Origin of the sequence: Aliivibrio sp. EL58, from assembly GCF_900312675.1 — a bacterium.
Taxonomy (GTDB): domain Bacteria; phylum Pseudomonadota; class Gammaproteobacteria; order Enterobacterales; family Vibrionaceae; genus Aliivibrio.
This window is the reverse complement of the sequence record NZ_OMPC01000005.1, coordinates 41,213-61,628: the sequence shown is the minus strand read 5'-3', so window position 1 is coordinate 61,628 and position 20,416 is coordinate 41,213. Positions and strand designations below refer to the sequence as shown.

Below are 20,416 nucleotides of genomic sequence, written 5' to 3'. Positions count from 1 at the left end.
AGTGTGCTTACTCTCTACACGGAACGTGTTAATTTAATAATATGAATAAAAAACAAGAAGTCGGAAAACGCTTAAAGCATTTCCGTGAAATTAAAGGCATTAGCCAAAAAACCTTAGCCGAGTTATGCGGTTGGGGAGCTTCGCGTGTGGGTAACTATGAGGCAGGAGTAAGAAGCATAAACTTAGATGATGCTGAAGCTTTAGCAGAACATTTAAATATTGCTCCTTATCAAATACTGTTTGATTCATCTGAATTAGCAAATACATCTGCAATTAAAGTGACCCCACCATCTTCAAAAGCAAGCTATCCTGTAATTAGTTCTGTTCAGGCTGGTATGTGGAAAGAAGCGTGCGAGCCTTATACCATTGATGAAATAGATACTTTTATTGAAACTACTGAGCGTGTAAGTGATTGTAGTTTCTGGCTAAAAGTTGAAGGTGAATCAATGATGTCTGCTAATGGTGTGAGCTTTCCACCAGATACAATGATTCTAATTGATCCTAGTGTAGAAGCTGAGAACGGAAAGCTTGTAGTTGCTAAGTTAGATGATGTTAACGAGGCTACATTTAAAAAGTTAGTTATCGACAGTGGTCGACGCTTTCTAAAACCATTAAATAATGACTTCCCTATTCTTCCTGTTAATGGAAACTGTAAAATAGTTGGTGTTGTTGTAGATGCTAAACTTAAATTGTTTTAAGGGGTAATCATTGAGTAGTCAACGGGGGCCAGGGGGCACTGCGGTCTCGCATTCAAAAGAACTTGTAAGTTTAAGTCATGTTTATGCGCTGGCTGCTGCTAGTGGGACAAATGTCAGTACAACTATTATAGATAACGTAGGTATTGATATCACATTTTACGGTAAAGATTATGTCGATTGCGTTAGAAAACGCCCTAAACTTGATGTCCAATTAAAATGCTTCCAGTTTTCACGTCACGATTTAGGCTTTAAAAATGACACTATCACTTATCAATTAGAAAAGAAAAACTATGATCCTTTAACGGATTCTGTCTATCATTCAATCTTAGTCGTTAATCCAGTACCTGATAATCAAGAGGACTGGATTCATAGCAATACATTAAGCACTGAGGTAAGGTTTGGTTGCTACTGGTATAGCTTAATGAATGAGCCTGAATTGACAACAGGAAGCAAGCAAATTAAAGTACCGACCAATCAAAGGTTAACACCTGAAGCATTAATATGGATGATGAAAAGAGTCGCAAATAATCTTCCGATCGAAAATTGTGGGGGTAACTATGCTTAAGTCTTCTGAGTTATATTCACGTTTAACCAAATATTTATATAGTCATAATTGGACATTAAGCAATGAAGTCTCTTCTGAGATTTTAACTCTATGGGTCAATGATACATTAAATGAATCAATTCAACTACCTACACAAACAGAACAAGGTTTTTCACACCCTAGAGCAGAAAAAACACTTATTGAAGCCTCAAGGGATTTAGCTGATATTCTAAACATAACTGTAGATGATCTACTAAACCTTTTAATGCCTCCATCAGATCACATACATATCCGAGCTGCTGGTGAAGCAATTGAACATGGTAGAATAAACTTCCGAACAAATCATAAAATTGAGTCTGCAATTTACTCTATTATAAAATCAGCAGCCAAAGCATTCATTGTAATTGATAGTAAAAAAGATAAGAAAAAGAACCAACCAAATAAGTCTGAAGTAGTAGAAACATATCTCAGTAGTGTAAATACTGTACTACCTACTGGCGGTTCATTTATCTATAATTTGGATATTGATTTAACTCAAACTGATGGGCTAGATCAACCAGAGTCATTACAACGTTATGTTAACTCTAAATTAGCAGTCGCTTTTAATGAGCTATACAATATCGAAGATGTTGATACATTATCCACTGCTAACTTAATTAGGAAAGGCTTAAATCAAAATATTTGTTCACATTTTGTAGATTTATTTGGTACAGATGTTGAAATTATTGAATGTAGTTTTGATTGGGATAAATCAGAGCCAGCACCTCAAATAAAAAGCAATCATTTAGTCTTTACTCGTAAACACAGAGCGAAAGTACAAAAACTCAAAGAAAAATTTAACTCAAGTAAAGAAATACCGTTAAATTCAGTAAATGCTCTTCTAAAAAGACTTGAGATTAAATCAGAGTTCGCTTTAATTCAGCTTAAAATTCAAATTGAAGGTGCAGAACGAACTTGTGACGCTGAAATAGATCTTGATATAGCGCAACGGTTAATGACAACGCTTGGCGAAAATATTCAGCAACCCGTTACCATTAACGCAACGGCATGGGTAGAAAAGACTGCATCTAAGCATCATTATAGTCTTTTAGATATCACATCTATTTGCTCTGAAAAAGGTAAAAACATAGCACTATTTTCATAATGCTCAAAACTCATATATAACCGCCCTCGTGGCGGTTTTTTTATATCTAAATTTCCTATTCATGATTTTTAATTACGAAATACACATTTCGTGTTTGACAGTAAATACACATTCTGTGTATTATCAATTCAACTTCAAACACGAGACTAAATATGAAAACGCTTTCGTTAATCCATTTATCAAAGCTTGCCTCTACGGCTGAGCAAGTTCGCCAGAGTATTACTTTAGGCAATATTGCTGTAAGCCAGACAGCACAAAACCACCCTATCCGCGATGAGTTTAAGGCTTTTGAAGTTGAGGCGAAGTCGCTGTTGGAGACATTCACAGCAGAAGTAAGTGATGAGCTAATCTCGAAAATTGAGAAGCTACAAATCACCGCTGAGAATATTAATAGCAGATTGAGTTATTGATGTGGGGATTTACTAAATACCAGATAGAAGAAAACCCCTATTAGTGACCAAACCAATAAGGGCTAACTTTGTGCAATGAGTCTTTCAACTCGCAATCAGTATATAACTGGCTGACCACCAATTACAAGTACTTATGCTGATTGCTGGGTTTCACCCAAAGGGAAATGTGTAATGAGTCTATTAACTTATCAAAACAGCCAAGAAGCGTTTATTGGCAAACATATACATGCCGCTTTACAAACTGACGGCTATGAAACGTCTGATATTAACCGAGGCATTCAAGAAGTTCTTCGTTTCTATCGCACCACTTGTACTTTCACCAAAGGCCGAGTGTTTGATTCATGCTTAGCAAAAGCTCGAAATCTTCTTAAGCCAATTAAGAAGCCAACAAAGAAAGGTAAAGCAGCATGAATCCACGTCATTTAGAAAAAATCAAAAAGTGTTTTGAGCTTGGCAAATCAGGCAACCCAAACGAAGCTGCAACCGCTTTGGCAATGGCTCATAAATTAATGCGTAAATATGGCCTTTCTGAAGATGATATTAACTTCATTGAAATGGGAGCCACCACCACCGCTTCTAAGATCCAGAAAAAGCCAGTTGCTTACGCTGTAAATCTTGGGACAAGTATCGCCAGCTCGTTTAAGTGTGAGGTGCTTCTTCAGTATTCGTATCATGGAAATAATTTTAAATTTATAGGTAGAAAAGACACGGCCATGATGTCTGCTTATGCATTTGATGTGCTTTTTCGTCAATTGAAACTGGCTCGTAAAGCGTTCTTGGCTACTATCCACCCTCGCACTTCTAAACAGAATAAAACAAAGCGAGCAGATTGTTATTGTGACGGCTGGGTAAATTCTGTTGTACGTAACTTAGATGTTGAAGAGTTACCACCAGAAGAGAAAGAGCGCATTACAAATTATCGTAAACACATTGGTTCATACAGTGAGAAAAAAGCTAAATCAAGACAGCGTAAAGGCGGTTCTATCTCCGATTACCTTACTGGCTCTCATGATGGTAAAAACATTCACGTAAACACGCCAATACATGGTTCAGAAGGTGAAAGACTATGCCTTCAATAGACAAAATCAAAGAGCAGAATCGTAAACGCGCTCAAAAGTTACGTAACAACAAAAAGAAACACGGTGTGATTGATCTTCGCGTTCCTTTACACACTGTTGAGCAAAACAAGTTAAGCAAGATTTGTGAGTTCTTCGCCTTTCCTGATAAAGCGTATAGCAACGAAGAAGCTCTCCAATCATTAATTCATCGGGTTTATTCCGAAATACCAAAGATTGAAGATGATCTTGGTACGTGTGAAATGTGTGGTGAGCAATTACCACAAGGTTGCGCCAAGTTGAAAGAAGGCGGCCTTTTTAAAGGTGATAGCAACTGTTTCCATACAATTAACCGTGTACGAATATTTGAACCAAGCAAGGAGGCTTCACAATGAGTTTAGCGATTTATGGCATTGGCTGTTTGATTTTTTATGTGTGTTACTGCATTAAAAACAACGATGCATCTTAATTTTATAGCTGAATACAGCTAATCACCTTTTTATCACGGCATTAGTTAATCTAGTGCCACCTTATCTAGCCAATTGACCACTGGTATAAATTATAAGGACAAAGTGCAATGACAACTTCAACAATTAAATTAATCGCATTAAAGAAGGCCTCTGATCTAATAGGCATTAGTGCAAAAACGCTTCGTGAAAAAGCAAACGCTGGAGTCTACCCTACAACAATTATCAAAAAGGTAGGCGGTTCTTGGATGGTAGACTCAGAGGAATGGGACAGATGGCATCGAATTCAATAAATAAACTACCACGAGGCGTTGAGCTTCACGGTAAGTATCTTCGAATTTCGTTTACTTACAAAGGTTCTAGACGGAGAGAATCATTAAAGCTTGAGCCTACTAAGCAAAATATTAAGTTTGCAAAAAGTAAGCTCGGTGCTATCAAGTACGAAGTGTTAGCTGGAAGTTTTAACTACTCTCATCACTTCCCTGATTCAAATGTTACTATTGGTAAGCCTTCTCATAAACCTATTGTTAGCTTAATTAATCAATATCTTAAAGTTAAAGAACAACAAATTCGTCGTTCTACTTTTGATAAGTATGTTTCAATGCTAAATATCTTCTCTGAGCTTTATGGAAAAGAACGTAGCAGTGAAACAATTAACCCTCGTAGCATTTCAGAGGTTAGGACGTTATTGATTCAAGGTCGTACAGCTAAAACTGCTAATACTTATTTAAGTACAGTACGAACGTTCTTTACCTGGTTACACGCAATGGAATATCTAGACCGTAATTATCTGGAGTTTTTGTCTAATGTAAAAGTTCCTGAGCGTGAAATTGAACCGTTTACGATTGCTGAATTTAAGATGGCAATTGATGCGTGCCTTCAAGATCAACATAAAAATATTATTACTCTGCTTGCTTATTCTGGCTTACGAACTGGTGAGATGTGTGCGCTTTCTTGGGAGGATATTAATTTTGAAGAACGTACAATGCTTATTCGTCGCTCTACTTTTGATAAACGAGGCTTAAAGACGACTAAAACAGATAAAGAAAGAACGGTTGATATTCTACCCCCTGCTTTTGATGCTCTTGAAGCTCAATTTAAATTAACCGGGCATTATGAAGCGAAAGAACATCCAGTAGAGTTAGCGGATAAGACAAATCGAATAGAGTCATTAAGGTTTGTGTTTAGTCCTCATGCGATTACAGGCATTTACTCAAATCGTCCGTATGATTACTTGGGTAAGACTGTTACTAATAAAATGTGGCAAAGTATTTCTCTTCGTGCCGGTATTAAGTACAGAACCGTTTACCAGTTCCGTCATACTTACGCTTCATGGATGCTTTCAGCTGGAGTAAACATGGCCTATCTAGCAGAACAGATGGGCCATGCTAATTTTCTTATGATCGCTCAGGTTTATGGTAAGTGGATGAATAATCCGAACCAGAAAGAGAGCGATAAAGCTTGGAAGGCTTTAGAGAAGAGGCATAAGTAATTTTTAATTCTATTAAATATGCCTTTATTTATTCTATCTTTGCATTAAACCCAAATATTATTTATTGATTTGTTCTAACTTAGATTGAATGTCACTTAATTGATTTTTAATCACAGTTAAATCATCATCTGTATTTGGGTGAGACTCTTCAGAGAGACCATTAGATAGAATTGCTATTACCATATTAAGAAAAGCAAATGCTGTAAGAAAAATAAAGATAATAAAGTATAACCACCCAATACTATAAACCTCCATAACTTCATACATCACATCAGTCCAATCTTCAAATGTCATAACTCTAAATAGGGTTAACATACTAATACCAATATTACCCCATAGCTCTTCATTGATTTGACTAAAGTAATGACTACCAAAAGCTGCAAAAACATAGAAAATAATAAACATCATTACCCCAACATACGACAATTGAGGAATAGATTTTGTTAATGACGAAAACAAAACTCTTAACTTTGGTATAATTACGAGTAAGCGCAGCACTCTGAATACCCGAATAATTCTAAATATCAATATGTTACCCATAGCACTTGATGGTAATAAACAAAAAGCAATTATTACAGCATCAATGCAATTCCAGGGACTTCTGAAAAAATCTAACTTATTTTCAAAGCTAAATATTCTGATTATCATCTCAAGTACAAACCAAATAATAATTACATTATCGATTAAAATAATTGATGTATATATATCTATAGGTAAATCGTAAGTTTGCGCACCATCAATAATCGCTGTAGCTAATATAGACATTACAACCATTATATTAAATATTTTTGAACATTTAAGTTTATCGAAAACTTTTTCCATAATTATATTCTTATTTTGTATTTGATAGATAATTCAGTTAATCACTAAACAATATTTAATTTACATCATCATGAAATCATCTAGTTCTGATGTAGATTTAATTATCAATTCTTCTGGTACATTATGCTCACGAGCAAGTTGTACACTCAAGTTTAGTAATGTTTCATTATTTTCAAAATTGAAAGCTGCTGTTGTTATATTGGCTAAATGAATATATCTAGTTTCTATCTCATGAAGCATCTTCTTTTCTTGAGCATTCAAATTATCCGTAAACTCGTTTATTCTTTTATTGAATGCATCAAGCACCTTTTTATCGGATGATTTCAATAAATCAATACAGAACTTACCTGTCATTGAACCAATTAAAGAACCAACAATTGGAATTGGGATGAGTGTTTGACCAATCATAGATGCTAAGCCAACTGTTGCTGATTCACCACAGCTAACGAAGCTTAAATCAATAAATTCATCAAGTGTAAGTTTTCCCTCTTTATACTGAAGAGATAAACTAGCCATACTTTTTGCGGCAGTTACAACAGCACCGGCGAAAGGTGCCGCCATGCCAGCATAATTAGTTAAACCATAAAGAACACCACCAGACACACCTCCAATTAGAGCTGCTTTTCCAGTATCTATACCAAGTTCTTTCCAATCAGATTTGGTAAATTCCCCTTTAAATAAGTTCTTACCATTCTTATGTTTCTGATAAACACAAGATACAAAACTGATTCCAGCCCCAACAGCTGCACCCGCCAAGGCAGCTTTCCCTGCCTCTTCTAAACTAGCTTTATAAGAGTCATCAGCTTTAATATCTTCAAGCTTATCTTGATTGTCTGATTTTAATTCCTCGGAGTGTTCATCAAGCGTCCCATCCGCTTTATATAATTGAACTTCATCGTATGTTGACTCACCAGCTTGTACTACATCGGTGAAAGGTTTACCTGATAATTCTTCTATTTGTCGAACTTTTTCTTTTACGGCCTCAATTGTTGATGACTTTATGCCTTCAACTGATTCACCATCAATAATTTTTTGTATTTGCTCATGTGTATCTTTTGGTATGTGGTAATAAGAACCATCTCTACCAAATTGATCATATTTTTCCATATGATCAAGTACATGTTTTAGATTATTGTTTATTCCGTTAATGAATTTCGATTGAACTTCGATTCCGTCAATAAGGTAATCTTCTGGAGCTGTTCTACCTACACCATCAAAAGTAGCACTAAAATCAGTTGCAGATGTTACATCTTGGTTTAGTGCCTCTCTTGCATTTCGAATCGCAATTTCTATTTTTTCAGCAACTTCTCCATGCTTCGTGTCCATTCGGCCTAGAAAGTTTGTTGGATCTTTTAATTCTTCTTTTACTGCTTCAATTTGCTCAAGAGCCAACGCTAATGCTTTGTCTTGGTCATTCAGTGCGCTATTCATAGCTTGCAGACGGACATCTTCCATCTGCTGTGTAAGTGCAGCTAATACCTGGTCCTGTACTGCACTATTTTTATTATTAACAGCCATTAAATACGATCTTTAATCATTGTTGATAACGCAGTTATATGATTTATCAGAGCGCCAAGCTTCTGTTTATGTTCATTATTAAATTCAAGATAATTGCTAGGGGCCTCTTTTCTCAATAAACAGCAAAGTTCTAAACAACCTAACGAATGCTGCTCTGTTAGCTTTGTACAAGCATCAACTTTTGCGTTTAATGTTTTAAGTTTCGATATTTCTGAACGTATCTTTTTGATTTCTTTTTCAGCTTTATCTGCAATTTCTTGGTTTTTACTACGTTTAAATAAACTGGCACCAGCTAAGCTAACTGCACCAATTCCCCAACCAATTGGTCCCGCTAATGCTAGTAAAGTATTTCCAGCAGCCATACCTCCGCCACCAGCAACAAGTGCACCGCCACCTAACCATGCAAGTGCAGCGTTTGTTGCCGCAGCTCCACCAAGTGCTGATATAGCAGTTCCTGTTGAAGCTGTACCGAATGTAGTTGCTACTGCCATAGCCGCAGTAGGAGCAAAAGCTGCTACACCTGCGCCTGCCATTGCACCACCAGCTCCTGCTTTACCTATATTTGATTTCTCATATTCAGCATTTAATTCAATGATTTTATTTTTAAATTCTTTAATATCTGCTTGGAATATGTAGAAGGCCTTATCGAATTCTTTAGGTGAGTTAGCTAATGTGTTTATATAGTTTTCAACAGCAACTAATGTATCAGTACTGCTTTGTTGGCGAGTTTCATATAATTTAACTGAGTTAGTTTCTAGCTGTTTAGCATGAGGTTTGTACTGTTTTTCTGCTGATTCTAGTTTTGCTAATGCTTCTTTACGTAAATCATTTTTTAACATGCTGATAACTCACTCTAATATGAACAATATTTAATTTATAGAATACCATATTAGAACGACGTATTGTAGCTTTTACTCATTAAATGTCCCATTTATGCCCCATACTAAAAATACATCAGACTAACTATATGAAATTAAAGCTTTTATATACATATTTACAGAACACTCTAGATATGATGTACGTTGAAGAAGACGTTAAAGAATGGGCTGAGAAAGCACTTCTTTCTGACGGCGAAAAACCACGTGACATCAACGGCGTTGAACTTAAAAAAGGCGACGACGTAACGGTTACTAAAGACCTTCCAGTTAAAGGTACTAACCAAGTAATTAAACAAGGCACCGTTATCCGTGGCATCAGCCTTGGCGACGATCCTCGTCTAGTTTCTGGTAAAGCTAACGGCGGTCAATCTATGTATGTAATCGCAGAGTTCTGTCGTAAAAAGTAATTCGTTACTTAATAATCTACAGACTAAAAAAGACGCTTAATTGCGTCTTTTTTTATGTCTGAACGTTTTTGGTATTCACTATTTTGAGTAAGAATGCAAAAATTAAATTATAATCCCGAAGATTTTCTAACTACTGTGATTATTTATTCACATAAAGCTTAAGTTATTACTCGCTTTCTTCAAACGTTCAAATCCACGCTTATCGTATTTTTGTGTGGTAATGATACTAGCGTGCCCCATCGCATCTTTTACGGTAGAGATATCCTCGCCATTATCTAACAACATAGAAGCAAAAGTTCTTCGGCAATCATGCGGAGAAAATGCATTTACCCCAGCCTGTTTTCGTCTTTCATTCAGTATATGCAAGATAGCTTGTGAGGTCAGTTTATCATCGGTTACTGCATCAAAACGTCTTATACGGGTAAACAGAGCTCGCTCATTATCGCCACTGACGGTGGTTAGCCATAAATCTAATAACGTTAAAGACTGTTGAGGTAAATAGCACATACGCTCTTTATTACCTTTTCCGAGTACTCGCAATGACCCTTCTTCTGCATTAAAGCTACCAACAGAACAATCCACAATTTCTGAACGTCTTAAACCACAGCCTAATAACACACCTAAAATAGCACTATCTCTAATGCCTTTTATGGTTTGGTCATTACAAGAAGAAAACAACAATTGGATCTCATTGCTGGATAAAGCGCGGCCTTTAGCTAATCGAGAGCCTTTCATTTGTTTAATGTGCTTTATTAATTGGTAGTTTTCAGTCGTGATTTTTTTCGATAACCATAGTTCTTGAGCCACACCTTTGATTGCCGCTATGTACGTATTGATGGTTGCCGATTCTAATTTTTCAGATTTTAATGCCTCAATAACACCAAGTACGTAATCACGATTTATCTGATGCCATGGGCAGTTGTTTAAATTAAAAGATCCAAGAAGATGCGCGATCTTATTTAAATTTGATCTCATCGTTGATCGGCTATTTTCAGAGTTTAGAGATAACAAATATGCCTGAGCTGCATTTAAGCTACTCACTTTAGGCATGGTTAGTCCTACTGAAATATCATTACTTAAAAGTGTTACGCCGTCACTACTCATTGATTTACAACTTATTTATTACTCTGTCCCTAGTATATGATCATTCTCTACTTTTCCAAAGGTACATTTTAATAAGTAGAGATCCATTTTGGATCCTTTAAGTGGATATTGATGATAAATACACCATGAAGATCTGTTTTATGCTGATTGTTGTCACTGTCTAAAATAAGAGTTAGTAGATTATATATAACAAAGAAGAGATTTTAAGAAGACTGTAATCAGTATTACTACTATTGGAAAATAGATGAAAAAAAACCGAGTACTAAATACTCGGTTTAATCTATTTAATAAACACGTTTAACTAAAGATGTTTACTGATCTCAACACATGTTTCTTTAGCGTCACCAAAAAGCATTTCAGTGTTTTCTTTAAAGAACAATGGGTTTTGAACACCAGCATAACCTGTGTTCATAGAGCGTTTAAATACGATTACGTTTTTCGCATTCCAGACTTCAAGAACTGGCATACCTGCGATTGGACTATTTGGATCTTCCATCGCTGCAGGGTTAACTGTATCGTTTGCACCAATCACTAGAACCGTATCTGTTTCAGATAAGTCATCATTAATTTCGTCCATTTCAAGAACGATATCATACGGTACTTTTGCTTCAGCAAGCAGTACGTTCATGTGGCCTGGTAGACGACCCGCAACTGGGTGAATACCAAAACGAACGTTAATGCCCTGTGCTCGCAGTTTTTCAGTAATTTCGTAAACTGGATATTGAGCTTGAGCTACTGCCATGCCGTACCCTGGAGTGATAACTACTGACTTAGAGTCTTTAAGCATTTCTGCTACTTCTTCAGCCGTTGTTTCACGGTGTTCACCTTGCTCTTCATCACCAGATGATGCAACAACATCTTGACCGAAACCACCAGCAATAACACTGATGAAAGAACGGTTCATTGCTTTACACATGATGTAAGAAAGGATCGCGCCTGAAGAACCAACTAACGCACCAGTCACAATCAGAAGATCATTTGATAGCATGAAACCTGCTGCTGCTGCTGCCCAACCAGAATATGAATTCAACATTGAAACAACCACTGGCATATCAGCGCCACCGATTGAAGCAACCAAATGGTAACCAAATGCGAAAGCAATTAGTGTTACTAAGATAATTGCAAACATGCTGCCTTCAACACTAACAAAATAGTAAAGAAGAGCGGCAGAAGCAACTAACGCTAATAGGTTTAGCTTGTGGCGATGTGGTAATTGAAGTGCTGATGAACTAATCACACCACGCAATTTACCAAACGCAACAAGTGAACCCGTAAATGTAACGGCACCAATGAAGACACCCAAGAACACTTCTACTAAATGGATATTTAGTAGCGCGCCAGTTAATTCACCGTGATCGATATAGCTGTTATAACCAACTAATACTGCTGCCATACCAACAAAGCTGTGAAGAATTGCCACAAGTTCAGGCATTTCAGTCATTTCAACTTTCTTTGCATAGAAGATACCAATTGCAGCACCGATTGCCATAGCAACGATGATCCAACTTGTACCTGCAGAGTCAGGACCAAAGATGGTCGCGATCAGTGCGATGGCCATACCTGTCATTCCGTAGTAGTTACCAGAACGAGCGGTTTCTTGTTTAGACAAACCGGCTAAACTCATAATAAATAAAACGGCAGATACAATATATGCTGCTTGAACTAATCCTGCTGACATTATCCTACCCCTTACTTATCTTTACGGAACATTTCAAGCATACGCTTAGTTACAGCAAAACCGCCAAATATATTAATACTCGCGATTAGAACTGCAATAAATGCTAAAAATGAAACAATGGCACTACCCTGTCCAACTTGCAGCAATGCACCCACAATGATGATCCCTGAAATGGCATTCGTTACTGACATTAACGGAGTATGTAATGAATGACTTACATTCCATACCACATAATAACCAACAACACAGGCAAGAACGAAAACAGTAAAGTGTGCTAAGAATTCAGCAGGAGCAACAGATGCCACCCAACCAAAAGCGGCAATACCAGCACCGATCATTCCGAACTTTTTAACTGGAGACATAGGCTCTTCAACTTTCGGAGCGACCTTAGCTTTTGGTGCTGCTTTTGCTTGAGGTTGAGCTGAAACTTGAATTGGTGGCGCAGGCCATGTGACTTCACCTTCTTTAACAACGGTTACACCGCGAAGAACAACGTCTTCAAAATCGATGTTTATGTTGCCGTCTTTCTCTTTGCATAGAAGCTTAAGAAGGTTAACTAAGTTTGTGCCGTAAAGTTGTGATGATTGAGTTGGAAGACGACCAACCATATCTGTATAACCCACAATTTTTACGCCATTGTCTGTTGTGATAACTTGATCTTTTACTGTGTATTCACAGTTACCGCCATTAGCAGCCGCCAAATCAACAATCACACTACCCGCTTGCATGCTATCAACCATTGCTTTAGTAATCAGCTTTGGTGCAGGACGACCAGGGATAAGTGCAGTTGTAATAATGATATCAACATCTTTAGCTTGAGCAGCATACAACTCTTCTGCTTTTTTGTTGAACTCATCAGACATTTCTTTTGCGTAGCCATCACCAGAACCAGAGTTTTCTTTGAAATCAACTTCAAGGAATTCTGCACCCATTGATTGGACTTGTTCTTTTACTTCTGGACGAACATCGAATGCACGAACAATAGCACCAAGGCTACCCGCGGCACCAATAGCAGCAAGACCAGCAACACCCGCACCCGCAACAAGTACTTTCGCTGGTGGAACTTTACCCGCAGCCGTAATTTGACCTGTGAAGAAACGACCAAATTCATGGGCCGCTTCTACAACAGCACGATAACCTGCAATGTTTGCCATTGAGCTTAATGCATCTAATGCTTGGGCGCGTGAAATACGAGGAACAGAATCCATCGCCAGAACATTGATATTTTTTGTGGCTAATTTAGCTAGTAATTCTTCATTTTGAGCTGGCCAAATAAAGCTAACTAAACTTGCGCCATCTTGAAGCAGCTCAAATTCATCAACACCGGTTTCGGCGTTAACTTGAGGCGCATTTACTTTGAGGATAAGTTCTGATTTCCAAACATCATCGGCAGAAACAATGGTAGCGCCTGCTTTTTCAAATGCGGAGTCATCAAAACTGGCTAAGATACCGGCTTTAGATTCTACAGCGACGGTAAAACCGAGTTTTAATAGCTGCTCAACTGTTTTTGGAGTGGCAGCAACACGGGTCTCTCCCGCGAGTACTTCTCTAGGTACACCAACTTGCATAGTTATTCCTTTACTATTGGCTTGAATTGATACCTTTGTTGTATCGAACATAAGATACTAATTCAAGTATTTTGTAATAAAACGACATCATTTTATTACAAAAAATAAATGTCAGCTTATTCTCACCCCTATTTGGTAAATAAACAACATAATGATGATTATAAAATAGAGGTCAAACCACTTAGCGTTACTGATTGATTTTAAACAATAAGTATAGAGCGTAAAACCAATGCTGCCGTAATCTATATCAATTAATTTACATTTATTTAAAAATTGATTCAGCCATTTGATCAATCAACATTTTTGATTTTCTTACCATCAATTCGTCAGCATCACTCTTCAATGAAATAACATCAGATCGAATAAAGCGATGCTCTTTGAGTTCGCCATTAATCTCTTTTGTTATTTTACCTGCGATACGAAACTGACTTCCATCTCGCTCAGAGTTTGGGTAGATAAGAAAGGATTTGTATTCGATTGGTTCGATGACTGGTTCTTGTTTAGGGGAAGAGCCAAATAGACGTGAAAAAAGTCCCATTTCATTTTCCTTTTTGAAATAAGACTAATTATACCTCAAAAGCCCTATCGTGAAGTAGTGACTCTTGAGATTGTGCAACCGGTTTAGTATCACCAAGAGCACAAAGGGGAATTAATATTCTATTTTCGTTTACTTATAAATAAACATAAGCCGTATATTAAGCATAAGCCATAAAGCCCTAGCATATTAGATAAGACCCTGTTTAATTCTGCGCCTTGCTGATTCAATGTAAGAAAACCATTAATAGCAAAACCACTTGGCAGTAAATGCATAACATCGGTAAGTACCGTTGGAATAAGTTCGGTTGGCCAGATAAAACCAGCACTAAAAACAATTGGCATTGAACTAAATAAAACGACTAACAAAATGCTTTCAGGGGTTGGAAACCATCGAGCTAATAACATGCCGAGTAAGATCACCGCAGATATAAAAGGAACGAGTAAGGTGATTAAATCAATAGGATTTGAGAAGCGTCCTATGTGATAAAAATCAAAAACATAACCAAAATAGAAACAGGCCAACACTAATTCTGATAGTAAGAATATTCCAAATCGCACCACTAGCTGAGTTGCTGAATTTTCGCTTATTTTAGTTGCTTTTTGTCTCACCCCGACAGCCATTAACAACGTTTGTTGTAAGATAAGCACAAAGACGGCAGGCACGACATATTGCACGTAACCCATATTGTGATTAAACACTGGAATGTAATTTGACTTAAACGGCTGAAATGTATTTATCGCTGCATTAATAGGTACTCCATCTATGGCCATATGAGCGATACGATATTGCGCTGCAATGGTGCCACCCGCCTTCATTAAGCCTTCAACAATAGTGCCGTAAATTAAGAAATAAGAGGCATCACCTGCGTATGCAACTGTTGGTGCTTGTCCAAGTTGTAGGTTTTTTGAAAATTGATATGGGATAACCAGAAATCCACTAACGGTGTTATCAAGGAACTGCTGCTTAGCTTCAGTTACACTCTCTGCTTGTTCAACTACATCGACTTGCTGTGATGCGTTAACCATACGAATAAAACGACGACTTAAATCAGATTTATTTAGATCAACAACCGTAATTTTTTGCTCTTCAGGACTTTGCTGTAGATAAGGAAGTGGATATAAAAAGGCGTAAAATAATACACCTCCTATCATCGCCATTAAAATAGTGCTGTTAGTAAAAATAGCCTTTGCTTCATTTTTTATGATAGATATTAATGACATTAGCTACTTCCTTAAACGGGCCATAAGCAACAATAATGGTAATGTAAATAACAATAACGCACCTAAATTTGGTGTGGTTTGTATAAAAGTATAACCATAATTAGCTTGTTCTATTTGAGATCGTACAAAATGGCTTGCTGGTAAAATAGAGTGCCAGAATGTGGCAAGGCCATTCATATCAGAAACAGGAAAAGTCACACCAAGAAAGGCAAAACTTGGCGCCGTGTAAGCACCTGAAATACTCATTGCTCTGACAATATCATTCGTCGCATAGCCTATTGCACAACCTAAGCTGATGCATGCGAGTACCATCACGCTCATCGTTAATAAAAAGGATGAAATTTGGCCATCGAATGGGAAGCGTAAAATACCATATAAAAAGTAAAAAAGCAGACAACCTAATACCATCGCCACCACAAAATAAACTGAGATAAATTGAAGTATTTGCTTGATGCTTTGTGAATCAAACCATGTTCTTAAATCGTGATTATTTGAGCGAACCATTTCATTCTTCATTGCCCAGATCATGCCAACAATGATCGCCATTTGCCAAATTGCAGGTAAAACAGCAGAAACCAAGAATTGATTGTAATTACTACCAAGATTAAACAAGGGAGTGATCTGAACGTTAATAGGCACTGCAGAGTTAATTGCTTGAGTCCATGCGGTCTCTTTAGTGCTCAGTGCTTTTACGGTCGATAATTTAGCTTGAGTCGTCATATCTGTTTGCATTAACGCGGAGTTAATTTGTTTAGCAATTAGAATGAATTGTCCGTTATAAAAACCAGAGACTTGAGGGCTCTTACCAAGTAAGACATCGCGCTCAAAGTAACTTGGGATAACGATATAGCCATAGTTGTCACCACGTTTTAATGCTTGATTTGCAATCTCATTATTAGGTTGAATAAATCGTACAGCAAGCGTCGGCGTTGCATCATAATCACGAATGATCATTCTTGATAAACTAGACTGATCAAGATCCACCACATCAATAGGCAGTTCTCGCACGACAGAGGCTGAAAATACCCACCAAATAATGAGAGATAATACCAAAGGTAAAGCAAAGGTAACCGCTATTAACCAAGGATTTGAACAATAAGAGCGCCAAAACATTTTCATAACGATCCAACTATAGCCAAGTGATGTACATTATTTATCTATTCTTACTACGGCACTCATGCCTACGCGTAGATTCGGAATGTCGTTCACTGGATGAGCTTCAACCTCAAAGGTTTTTAGATCAAATCCCTGACTGTTATCGGTTGCTCGCCACGTTGCATAATCACCCATTACCGCAATATGCGTGATCGTAAATGGAACGGTTTGATCGAGTGCAGGCAAGTAAACATCAATTGTCTGATTTTTCTTATACGCTTTTAATTTATCTTCACGAACATGGAACACTGCCCACGCTTGTTTTATGTCTATTACGCTAACAACAGGAAAACCTTGAGGCGCAATTTCACCGGCATTAAGCATGACTTGTGATACTTCACCATTGTACCAACTATTGATTTTTGTATCGGCAACATAGGCTTCAACCTCAGCAACTGAGCCCATCGCCATTTTTACTTTTTCATTAGCAGCACGTTTGGTTTCTGAGCGAGCACCCTCTTTAGCCATTTGATACATTTGGTATGCAGCACTTTCAGTGTATTTCGCCGCTTGCCATTGAGTGTACGTCTCATCTTTTTTCTGCTCTGCAACAACGCCGTCTTTATAAAGGTTATTAACACGGGCATACGTTTTCTCAAGTAACTGACTGGCTGCTTTAGCTTTGCGCCATTGATCTTTTGCTGCGGCAACTTGTTGAGTTCGAGCACCTTGTTCTGCTTGATCGGCTAATGCACTTGCAGCAGCTTCTCCAGCTTTAGCTTGTGCTAGTTTAGCTTCTATCTCAGGACTATATAATGAAAAAACAGGTTGGCCTTTTTCTATTATATCCCCTTTTTTTACAAATACATTTTCAATACGTCCTGGAACCTTTGAGGATATATTATATTGTTCAGCCTCTATTTGACCTTGAAGTAATTCAGGGCGAGGTTGATACGCTGCCCAAAAACTATAACCAACCCAGCTAACCACACTAACAACGGCAAGAGAGCCGATAACTTTTTTTAACTGACTCATATTATTTTCCTTCTCTTGCTTGAAGTTGGTATTGAACAAACGTATCTGTTTGATCGCTTAATGCCAGTAATTTAACGAGTGAGATTACATAGTTAAAAGACGCTAAAGAACGTTGAGTTTTAATACTAGCCAAATACAACTCAGCATCGACCACATCTAATGATGTAGATAAACCTTGTTTAAACGCTTTTTCACGCAGTAATACATTCTCTGACGCGAGCTCTAGACTTGAAGCTAATCCTTCATATTCATCGATGGCTTGAAGCGCTTCTCGATACGTTTTTTCTACCAATAATGCGAGATCTTGTTGAGCTTGTTTTTTCAAATATTGAACTTGCTGAATCGCATTATGTGCAGCGACGACTTTATCTGAACGGCCTTTATTATCAATCAGAGGCACATTTACACCAATCCCCACCATCCAATCAGGGGCTATTTCTGCAGATAAACTGTCTCCCTCATATAGATTGTAGTTACCATATAAATAAACTTCAGGATAATAACGTCCTTTTTCTGCTTTAATTAAACTGCTTGCTTGGCGCTCTTTAGCGTCTAATAAATCAAGACCAGGGTAAGTATTTAATGTGTTATCTATGAAAGCACTTAGCTGAGGTAAAGAAGGATTAGTAAAAAGTTCAGTCTCAGGGGTAATGGTTTCTTTTGATTGCAACATACTCGCTAATGCAGCTTTCGCAATATCAGAATCTTGCTGCGCTTTACGTAAATCTACTCGTGCCTTATCGTACGATGCATCGGCTTGAAGGCGTTCAACTTTGGCGATCTGCCCTTGTTGCTGCAGTTTAATAGCATTGTCTCTGTGTTTTGCTAATCCTTGTTCTACTTCGCTATAGGTTTTAACTACTTCATTAGCGAGAACAACACTAAAATAGTATTTAGCTAGATCTTCATAAGAGGCTTGTTGTTTCATTTTCAGTTTACTGCGTGCTTCGTCTGTTTTTCCTTCAGCGGCATTTTCAGCAGCAGAAATTCGTCCACCTGTAAATATAGGCCAGATAGCACGAATTGAACTGGTAAAAATATCACGTTCGGTTAATGTAGAAGTTAAATTAGGTAGTGGTATCGGCAATGGTGGCAAAGATGCACCAGTACTATCTAATAGCTGACTAGCTGAAACCGTTACATCATCATCAAGATACGTATAATTTGCACTTAGTGTAACTGAAGGTAAATTAAGATCAGAAGTGCCTGAAGCTAATGACTCTTGACGTTGAACATTCATACGCTCAGCGGCAATACCATTATGATTATTGAGTACATTTTTCCATGCACTATCGAAATCTACTGATTTAGCGCAAACAGACAGAGACATAAATGTGGTTAATAAAGCAGATAGACGTGTAATTTTTAGCATAACCCCTCCAATAGCTAGAGTATAAGCTCTAATTGGTTTTGAATGCAAAAAAAAAGCTTATCGATAGTAATACCGATAAGCTTTCATACTAAATAATATAATTACTTAGACATACGAATTAGAGAAAGGCCAATTAGCCATTCAAGATCTTTACGGCTTTCTTCGCCATATAGGTCTTCAACCATTCCGTATAAACGCTCAATGCCATTATGAGCAAATTCATGTGCATTTGCAGAAGTAACGATATGGTGGAATAAAAGACGTAGAATTGCACGGAATTGCTCGTCTTCTAAAGAAGAAATCCAGCTATCAATAAATGCTTGTTTATCACCTTGCATTTCAAGACGTTCAGCAAATAGACGGAAAATACGACCATCTAAAGCAGCAGTAAAGTCAGTTTTCTTTGGAAAGTGGTGGCTGATACCTGTTCTAGATACACCAGTCTGTTGGCTTAATGTCGTGTATGACATTTTGTCATAGCCTAAGCGTAATAGTTGATCAATAACCGCATCCATGATCTTCTGGATGGTGATTTCAGTATCTTCTTTACTTCTTTTTGGCATAATAAAACTCTTCTAATGTAGTTAGTCCATTAAGAAATTAATCGTAAAAATTAACTAAATGATTTAATTAAGCTAATTTATAGGATTCAAGTCCATTTGTATAATTTTTTTATGATATTTTGCACGTTAAACATATTATCGCAATCTAGCCGTTAAAGCATTCTCAAGTATAAGAATCACATTTTTAACGAAATATCTGTTTGCTGCTTAACCCTGCCCTATGTTCAGTCAGTATTCTGTATTATACAGTACGGAATTACAATACACTGCTCTGAATTCTGACAAAGATTTGTCATAAAGGTTCATATTTTGAGGTCTTAGTCCCAAGTTGTAATACTGTTGTGGAATTCTTAATAATTTGTTACTACGGAAAGTTTTTGCATATGCCTGTTATAAATACTAGTTTTCTAATATGAACAAGCATAGTATACCCCATAGATAACTATTATGAGGAAACAAACGATGACTTCTGAAGTTGAGCAAAATGTACCATGTGATTCATGTGGCTGTAGTGCAGAAATGGGTTTTGTGATTAAAGAAGGTGATGATGTTGCTGAAGTAAGCATCTTCGCTAATAATAAAGCACAGTTAGAAGCAGAATTTGCTAATTACCTATCTCTAGCAAAAGAAGTATGCGAAGACGTTGAGCACAATATTGAGCTGGCTAACGATGAAAAAGAACTTCATGCACGCTTAAAATTCTCTTGTAGTGCAGAAAAACTGATTTACGAATTAAAGACCCGCTCTCTTAGAAAATAATCAGTTATAGATAACAAAGAAAAAAGGCTCTCACATTGAGAGCCTTTTT

General features: G+C 37.2%; 22 protein-coding genes and 1 pseudogene. 11 read left to right on the top strand and 12 right to left on the bottom strand.

Features of this window, described 5'->3' with window-relative positions; all coding sequences use genetic code 11:
• The first annotated feature begins 41 nt into the window (after positions 1-41).
• From ED622_RS07285 to ED622_RS07245, 9 genes are all read left to right on the top strand, one after another.
• A complete protein-coding gene (locus tag ED622_RS07285; protein ID WP_122033252.1) occupies positions 42-698 on the top strand; it encodes a LexA family transcriptional regulator in 657 nt (218 codons plus the stop codon).
• Between the two features lie 10 nt (positions 699-708).
• Positions 709-1,263 (top strand): DUF4365 domain-containing protein, encoded by a 555-nt coding sequence (locus tag ED622_RS07280; RefSeq protein ID WP_122033251.1) that lies wholly within the window; start codon positions 709-711, stop codon positions 1,261-1,263.
• Positions 1,256-2,386, top strand: a complete 1,131-nt coding sequence (locus tag ED622_RS07275) for a hypothetical protein (RefSeq protein WP_122033250.1) — start codon at positions 1,256-1,258, stop codon at positions 2,384-2,386. The genes ED622_RS07280 and ED622_RS07275 overlap by 8 nt, the downstream gene beginning before the upstream one ends.
• 152 nt (positions 2,387-2,538) lie before the next feature.
• The gene (locus ED622_RS07270) at positions 2,539-2,796 is read left to right on the top strand and encodes a hypothetical protein (RefSeq protein WP_060990846.1); all 258 of its coding nucleotides are present in this window, start codon (positions 2,539-2,541) and stop codon (positions 2,794-2,796) included.
• Positions 2,797-2,967: 171 nt separating this feature from the next.
• Positions 2,968-3,207, top strand: coding sequence for a hypothetical protein (locus ED622_RS07265; protein WP_122033249.1), 240 nt, complete (start codon positions 2,968-2,970; stop codon positions 3,205-3,207).
• On the top strand, positions 3,204-3,875 hold the full coding sequence (locus ED622_RS07260; RefSeq protein WP_122033248.1) for a DUF2786 domain-containing protein: 672 nt from the start codon (positions 3,204-3,206) through the stop codon (positions 3,873-3,875). Before ED622_RS07265 ends, ED622_RS07260 begins: the two co-directional genes overlap by 4 nt.
• Positions 3,863-4,246, top strand: coding sequence for a hypothetical protein (locus ED622_RS07255; RefSeq protein WP_122033247.1), 384 nt, complete (start codon positions 3,863-3,865; stop codon positions 4,244-4,246). The genes ED622_RS07260 and ED622_RS07255 overlap by 13 nt, the downstream gene beginning before the upstream one ends.
• Positions 4,247-4,428: 182 nt before the next feature.
• Complete coding sequence (locus tag ED622_RS07250; protein ID WP_122033246.1) at positions 4,429-4,611, top strand: hypothetical protein; 183 nt, start codon at positions 4,429-4,431, stop codon at positions 4,609-4,611.
• Positions 4,593-5,810: a tyrosine-type recombinase/integrase gene (locus ED622_RS07245; protein WP_122033245.1), complete on the top strand. Its 1,218-nt coding sequence runs from the start codon at positions 4,593-4,595 to the stop codon at positions 5,808-5,810. The genes ED622_RS07250 and ED622_RS07245 overlap by 19 nt, the downstream gene beginning before the upstream one ends.
• Before the next feature lie 57 nt (positions 5,811-5,867).
• Here ED622_RS07245 and ED622_RS07240 read toward each other — a convergent pair whose 3' ends face one another.
• Genes ED622_RS07240 through ED622_RS07230 form a run of 3 tightly spaced genes read right to left on the bottom strand, consistent with a single transcriptional unit; the run spans position 5,868 to position 8,989 of the window.
• Positions 5,868-6,632, bottom strand: coding sequence for an ion transporter (locus tag ED622_RS07240; RefSeq protein ID WP_122033244.1), 765 nt, complete (start codon positions 6,630-6,632; stop codon positions 5,868-5,870).
• Positions 6,633-6,692: 60 nt separating this feature from the next.
• Positions 6,693-8,150, bottom strand: a complete 1,458-nt coding sequence (locus ED622_RS07235; RefSeq protein ID WP_122033243.1) for a hypothetical protein — start codon at positions 8,148-8,150, stop codon at positions 6,693-6,695.
• On the bottom strand, positions 8,150-8,989 hold the full coding sequence (locus ED622_RS07230; protein ID WP_122033242.1) for a hypothetical protein: 840 nt from the start codon (positions 8,987-8,989) through the stop codon (positions 8,150-8,152). The genes ED622_RS07235 and ED622_RS07230 overlap by 1 nt, the downstream gene beginning before the upstream one ends.
• A 149-nt stretch (positions 8,990-9,138) precedes the next feature.
• On the opposite strand from ED622_RS07230, the pseudogene ED622_RS07225 reads away from it, so the two are divergent.
• Positions 9,139-9,435: pseudogene (locus ED622_RS07225) on the top strand (alkylphosphonate utilization protein); the annotation flags it as partial.
• A 147-nt stretch (positions 9,436-9,582) separates the two neighbouring features.
• Here ED622_RS07225 and ED622_RS07220 read toward each other — a convergent pair.
• The 9 genes from ED622_RS07220 to ED622_RS07180 all read right to left on the bottom strand — a co-directional run bounded on the left by ED622_RS07220 (position 9,583) and on the right by ED622_RS07180 (position 19,608).
• Positions 9,583-10,539: a tyrosine-type recombinase/integrase gene (locus ED622_RS07220; protein WP_122033241.1), complete on the bottom strand. Its 957-nt coding sequence runs from the start codon at positions 10,537-10,539 to the stop codon at positions 9,583-9,585.
• 301 nt (positions 10,540-10,840) lie between these two features.
• Entirely contained in the window at positions 10,841-12,217 is a 1,377-nt protein-coding gene (gene pntB / locus ED622_RS07215; RefSeq protein ID WP_122033240.1) for a Re/Si-specific NAD(P)(+) transhydrogenase subunit beta, read from the bottom strand.
• Between the two features lie 11 nt (positions 12,218-12,228).
• Positions 12,229-13,785, bottom strand: a complete 1,557-nt coding sequence (gene pntA / locus ED622_RS07210) for a Re/Si-specific NAD(P)(+) transhydrogenase subunit alpha (protein WP_122033239.1) — start codon at positions 13,783-13,785, stop codon at positions 12,229-12,231.
• Positions 13,786-14,047: 262 nt separating this feature from the next.
• On the bottom strand, positions 14,048-14,323 hold the full coding sequence (locus ED622_RS07205) for an HlyU family transcriptional regulator (RefSeq protein WP_122033238.1): 276 nt from the start codon (positions 14,321-14,323) through the stop codon (positions 14,048-14,050).
• A gap of 119 nt (positions 14,324-14,442) precedes the next feature.
• Positions 14,443-15,543: an ABC transporter permease gene (locus ED622_RS07200; protein ID WP_122033237.1), complete on the bottom strand. Its 1,101-nt coding sequence runs from the start codon at positions 15,541-15,543 to the stop codon at positions 14,443-14,445.
• A gap of 3 nt (positions 15,544-15,546) precedes the next feature.
• The gene (locus ED622_RS07195; RefSeq protein ID WP_122033236.1) at positions 15,547-16,662 is read right to left on the bottom strand and encodes an ABC transporter permease; all 1,116 of its coding nucleotides are present in this window, start codon (positions 16,660-16,662) and stop codon (positions 15,547-15,549) included.
• A 30-nt stretch (positions 16,663-16,692) separates the two neighbouring features.
• Complete coding sequence (locus tag ED622_RS07190) at positions 16,693-17,673, bottom strand: HlyD family secretion protein (RefSeq protein WP_122033235.1); 981 nt, start codon at positions 17,671-17,673, stop codon at positions 16,693-16,695.
• Between the two features lies 1 nt (position 17,674).
• A complete protein-coding gene (locus ED622_RS07185) occupies positions 17,675-19,045 on the bottom strand; it encodes a TolC family protein (RefSeq protein ID WP_122033234.1) in 1,371 nt (456 codons plus the stop codon).
• A 101-nt stretch (positions 19,046-19,146) separates the two neighbouring features.
• On the bottom strand, positions 19,147-19,608 hold the full coding sequence (locus ED622_RS07180; RefSeq protein ID WP_122033233.1) for a TetR/AcrR family transcriptional regulator: 462 nt from the start codon (positions 19,606-19,608) through the stop codon (positions 19,147-19,149).
• 462 nt (positions 19,609-20,070) lie between these two features.
• Here ED622_RS07180 and ED622_RS07175 point away from each other — a divergent pair, with 462 nt between their 5' ends.
• Positions 20,071-20,367 carry a YfcZ/YiiS family protein gene (locus ED622_RS07175; protein ID WP_122033232.1) on the top strand — a complete coding sequence of 99 codons (297 nt, stop codon included), beginning with the start codon at positions 20,071-20,073 and terminating at the stop codon, positions 20,365-20,367.
• The last annotated feature ends 49 nt before the right edge of the window (positions 20,368-20,416 follow it).

Coding starts and splice junctions, on each gene's coding strand:
- ED622_RS07285 (WP_122033252.1), top strand. CDS start 42: ATGAATAAAAAACAAGAAGTCGGAAAACGCTTAAAGCATTTCCGTGAA.
- ED622_RS07275 (WP_122033250.1), top strand. CDS start 1,256: ATGCTTAAGTCTTCTGAGTTATATTCACGTTTAACCAAATATTTATAT.
- ED622_RS07270 (WP_060990846.1), top strand. CDS start 2,539: ATGAAAACGCTTTCGTTAATCCATTTATCAAAGCTTGCCTCTACGGCT.
- ED622_RS07265 (WP_122033249.1), top strand. CDS start 2,968: ATGAGTCTATTAACTTATCAAAACAGCCAAGAAGCGTTTATTGGCAAA.
- ED622_RS07260 (WP_122033248.1), top strand. CDS start 3,204: ATGAATCCACGTCATTTAGAAAAAATCAAAAAGTGTTTTGAGCTTGGC.
- ED622_RS07255 (WP_122033247.1), top strand. CDS start 3,863: ATGCCTTCAATAGACAAAATCAAAGAGCAGAATCGTAAACGCGCTCAA.
- ED622_RS07250 (WP_122033246.1), top strand. CDS start 4,429: ATGACAACTTCAACAATTAAATTAATCGCATTAAAGAAGGCCTCTGAT.
- ED622_RS07245 (WP_122033245.1), top strand. CDS start 4,593: ATGGCATCGAATTCAATAAATAAACTACCACGAGGCGTTGAGCTTCAC.
- ED622_RS07240 (WP_122033244.1), bottom strand. CDS start 6,632: ATGGAAAAAGTTTTCGATAAACTTAAATGTTCAAAAATATTTAATATA.
- ED622_RS07235 (WP_122033243.1), bottom strand. CDS start 8,150: ATGGCTGTTAATAATAAAAATAGTGCAGTACAGGACCAGGTATTAGCT.
- ED622_RS07230 (WP_122033242.1), bottom strand. CDS start 8,989: ATGTTAAAAAATGATTTACGTAAAGAAGCATTAGCAAAACTAGAATCA.
- ED622_RS07220 (WP_122033241.1), bottom strand. CDS start 10,539: ATGAGTAGTGACGGCGTAACACTTTTAAGTAATGATATTTCAGTAGGA.
- pntB (WP_122033240.1), bottom strand. CDS start 12,217: ATGTCAGCAGGATTAGTTCAAGCAGCATATATTGTATCTGCCGTTTTA.
- pntA (WP_122033239.1), bottom strand. CDS start 13,785: ATGCAAGTTGGTGTACCTAGAGAAGTACTCGCGGGAGAGACCCGTGTT.
- ED622_RS07205 (WP_122033238.1), bottom strand. CDS start 14,323: ATGGGACTTTTTTCACGTCTATTTGGCTCTTCCCCTAAACAAGAACCA.
- ED622_RS07200 (WP_122033237.1), bottom strand. CDS start 15,543: ATGTCATTAATATCTATCATAAAAAATGAAGCAAAGGCTATTTTTACT.
- ED622_RS07195 (WP_122033236.1), bottom strand. CDS start 16,662: ATGAAAATGTTTTGGCGCTCTTATTGTTCAAATCCTTGGTTAATAGCG.
- ED622_RS07190 (WP_122033235.1), bottom strand. CDS start 17,673: ATGAGTCAGTTAAAAAAAGTTATCGGCTCTCTTGCCGTTGTTAGTGTG.
- ED622_RS07185 (WP_122033234.1), bottom strand. CDS start 19,045: ATGCTAAAAATTACACGTCTATCTGCTTTATTAACCACATTTATGTCT.
- ED622_RS07180 (WP_122033233.1), bottom strand. CDS start 19,608: ATGCCAAAAAGAAGTAAAGAAGATACTGAAATCACCATCCAGAAGATC.
- ED622_RS07175 (WP_122033232.1), top strand. CDS start 20,071: ATGACTTCTGAAGTTGAGCAAAATGTACCATGTGATTCATGTGGCTGT.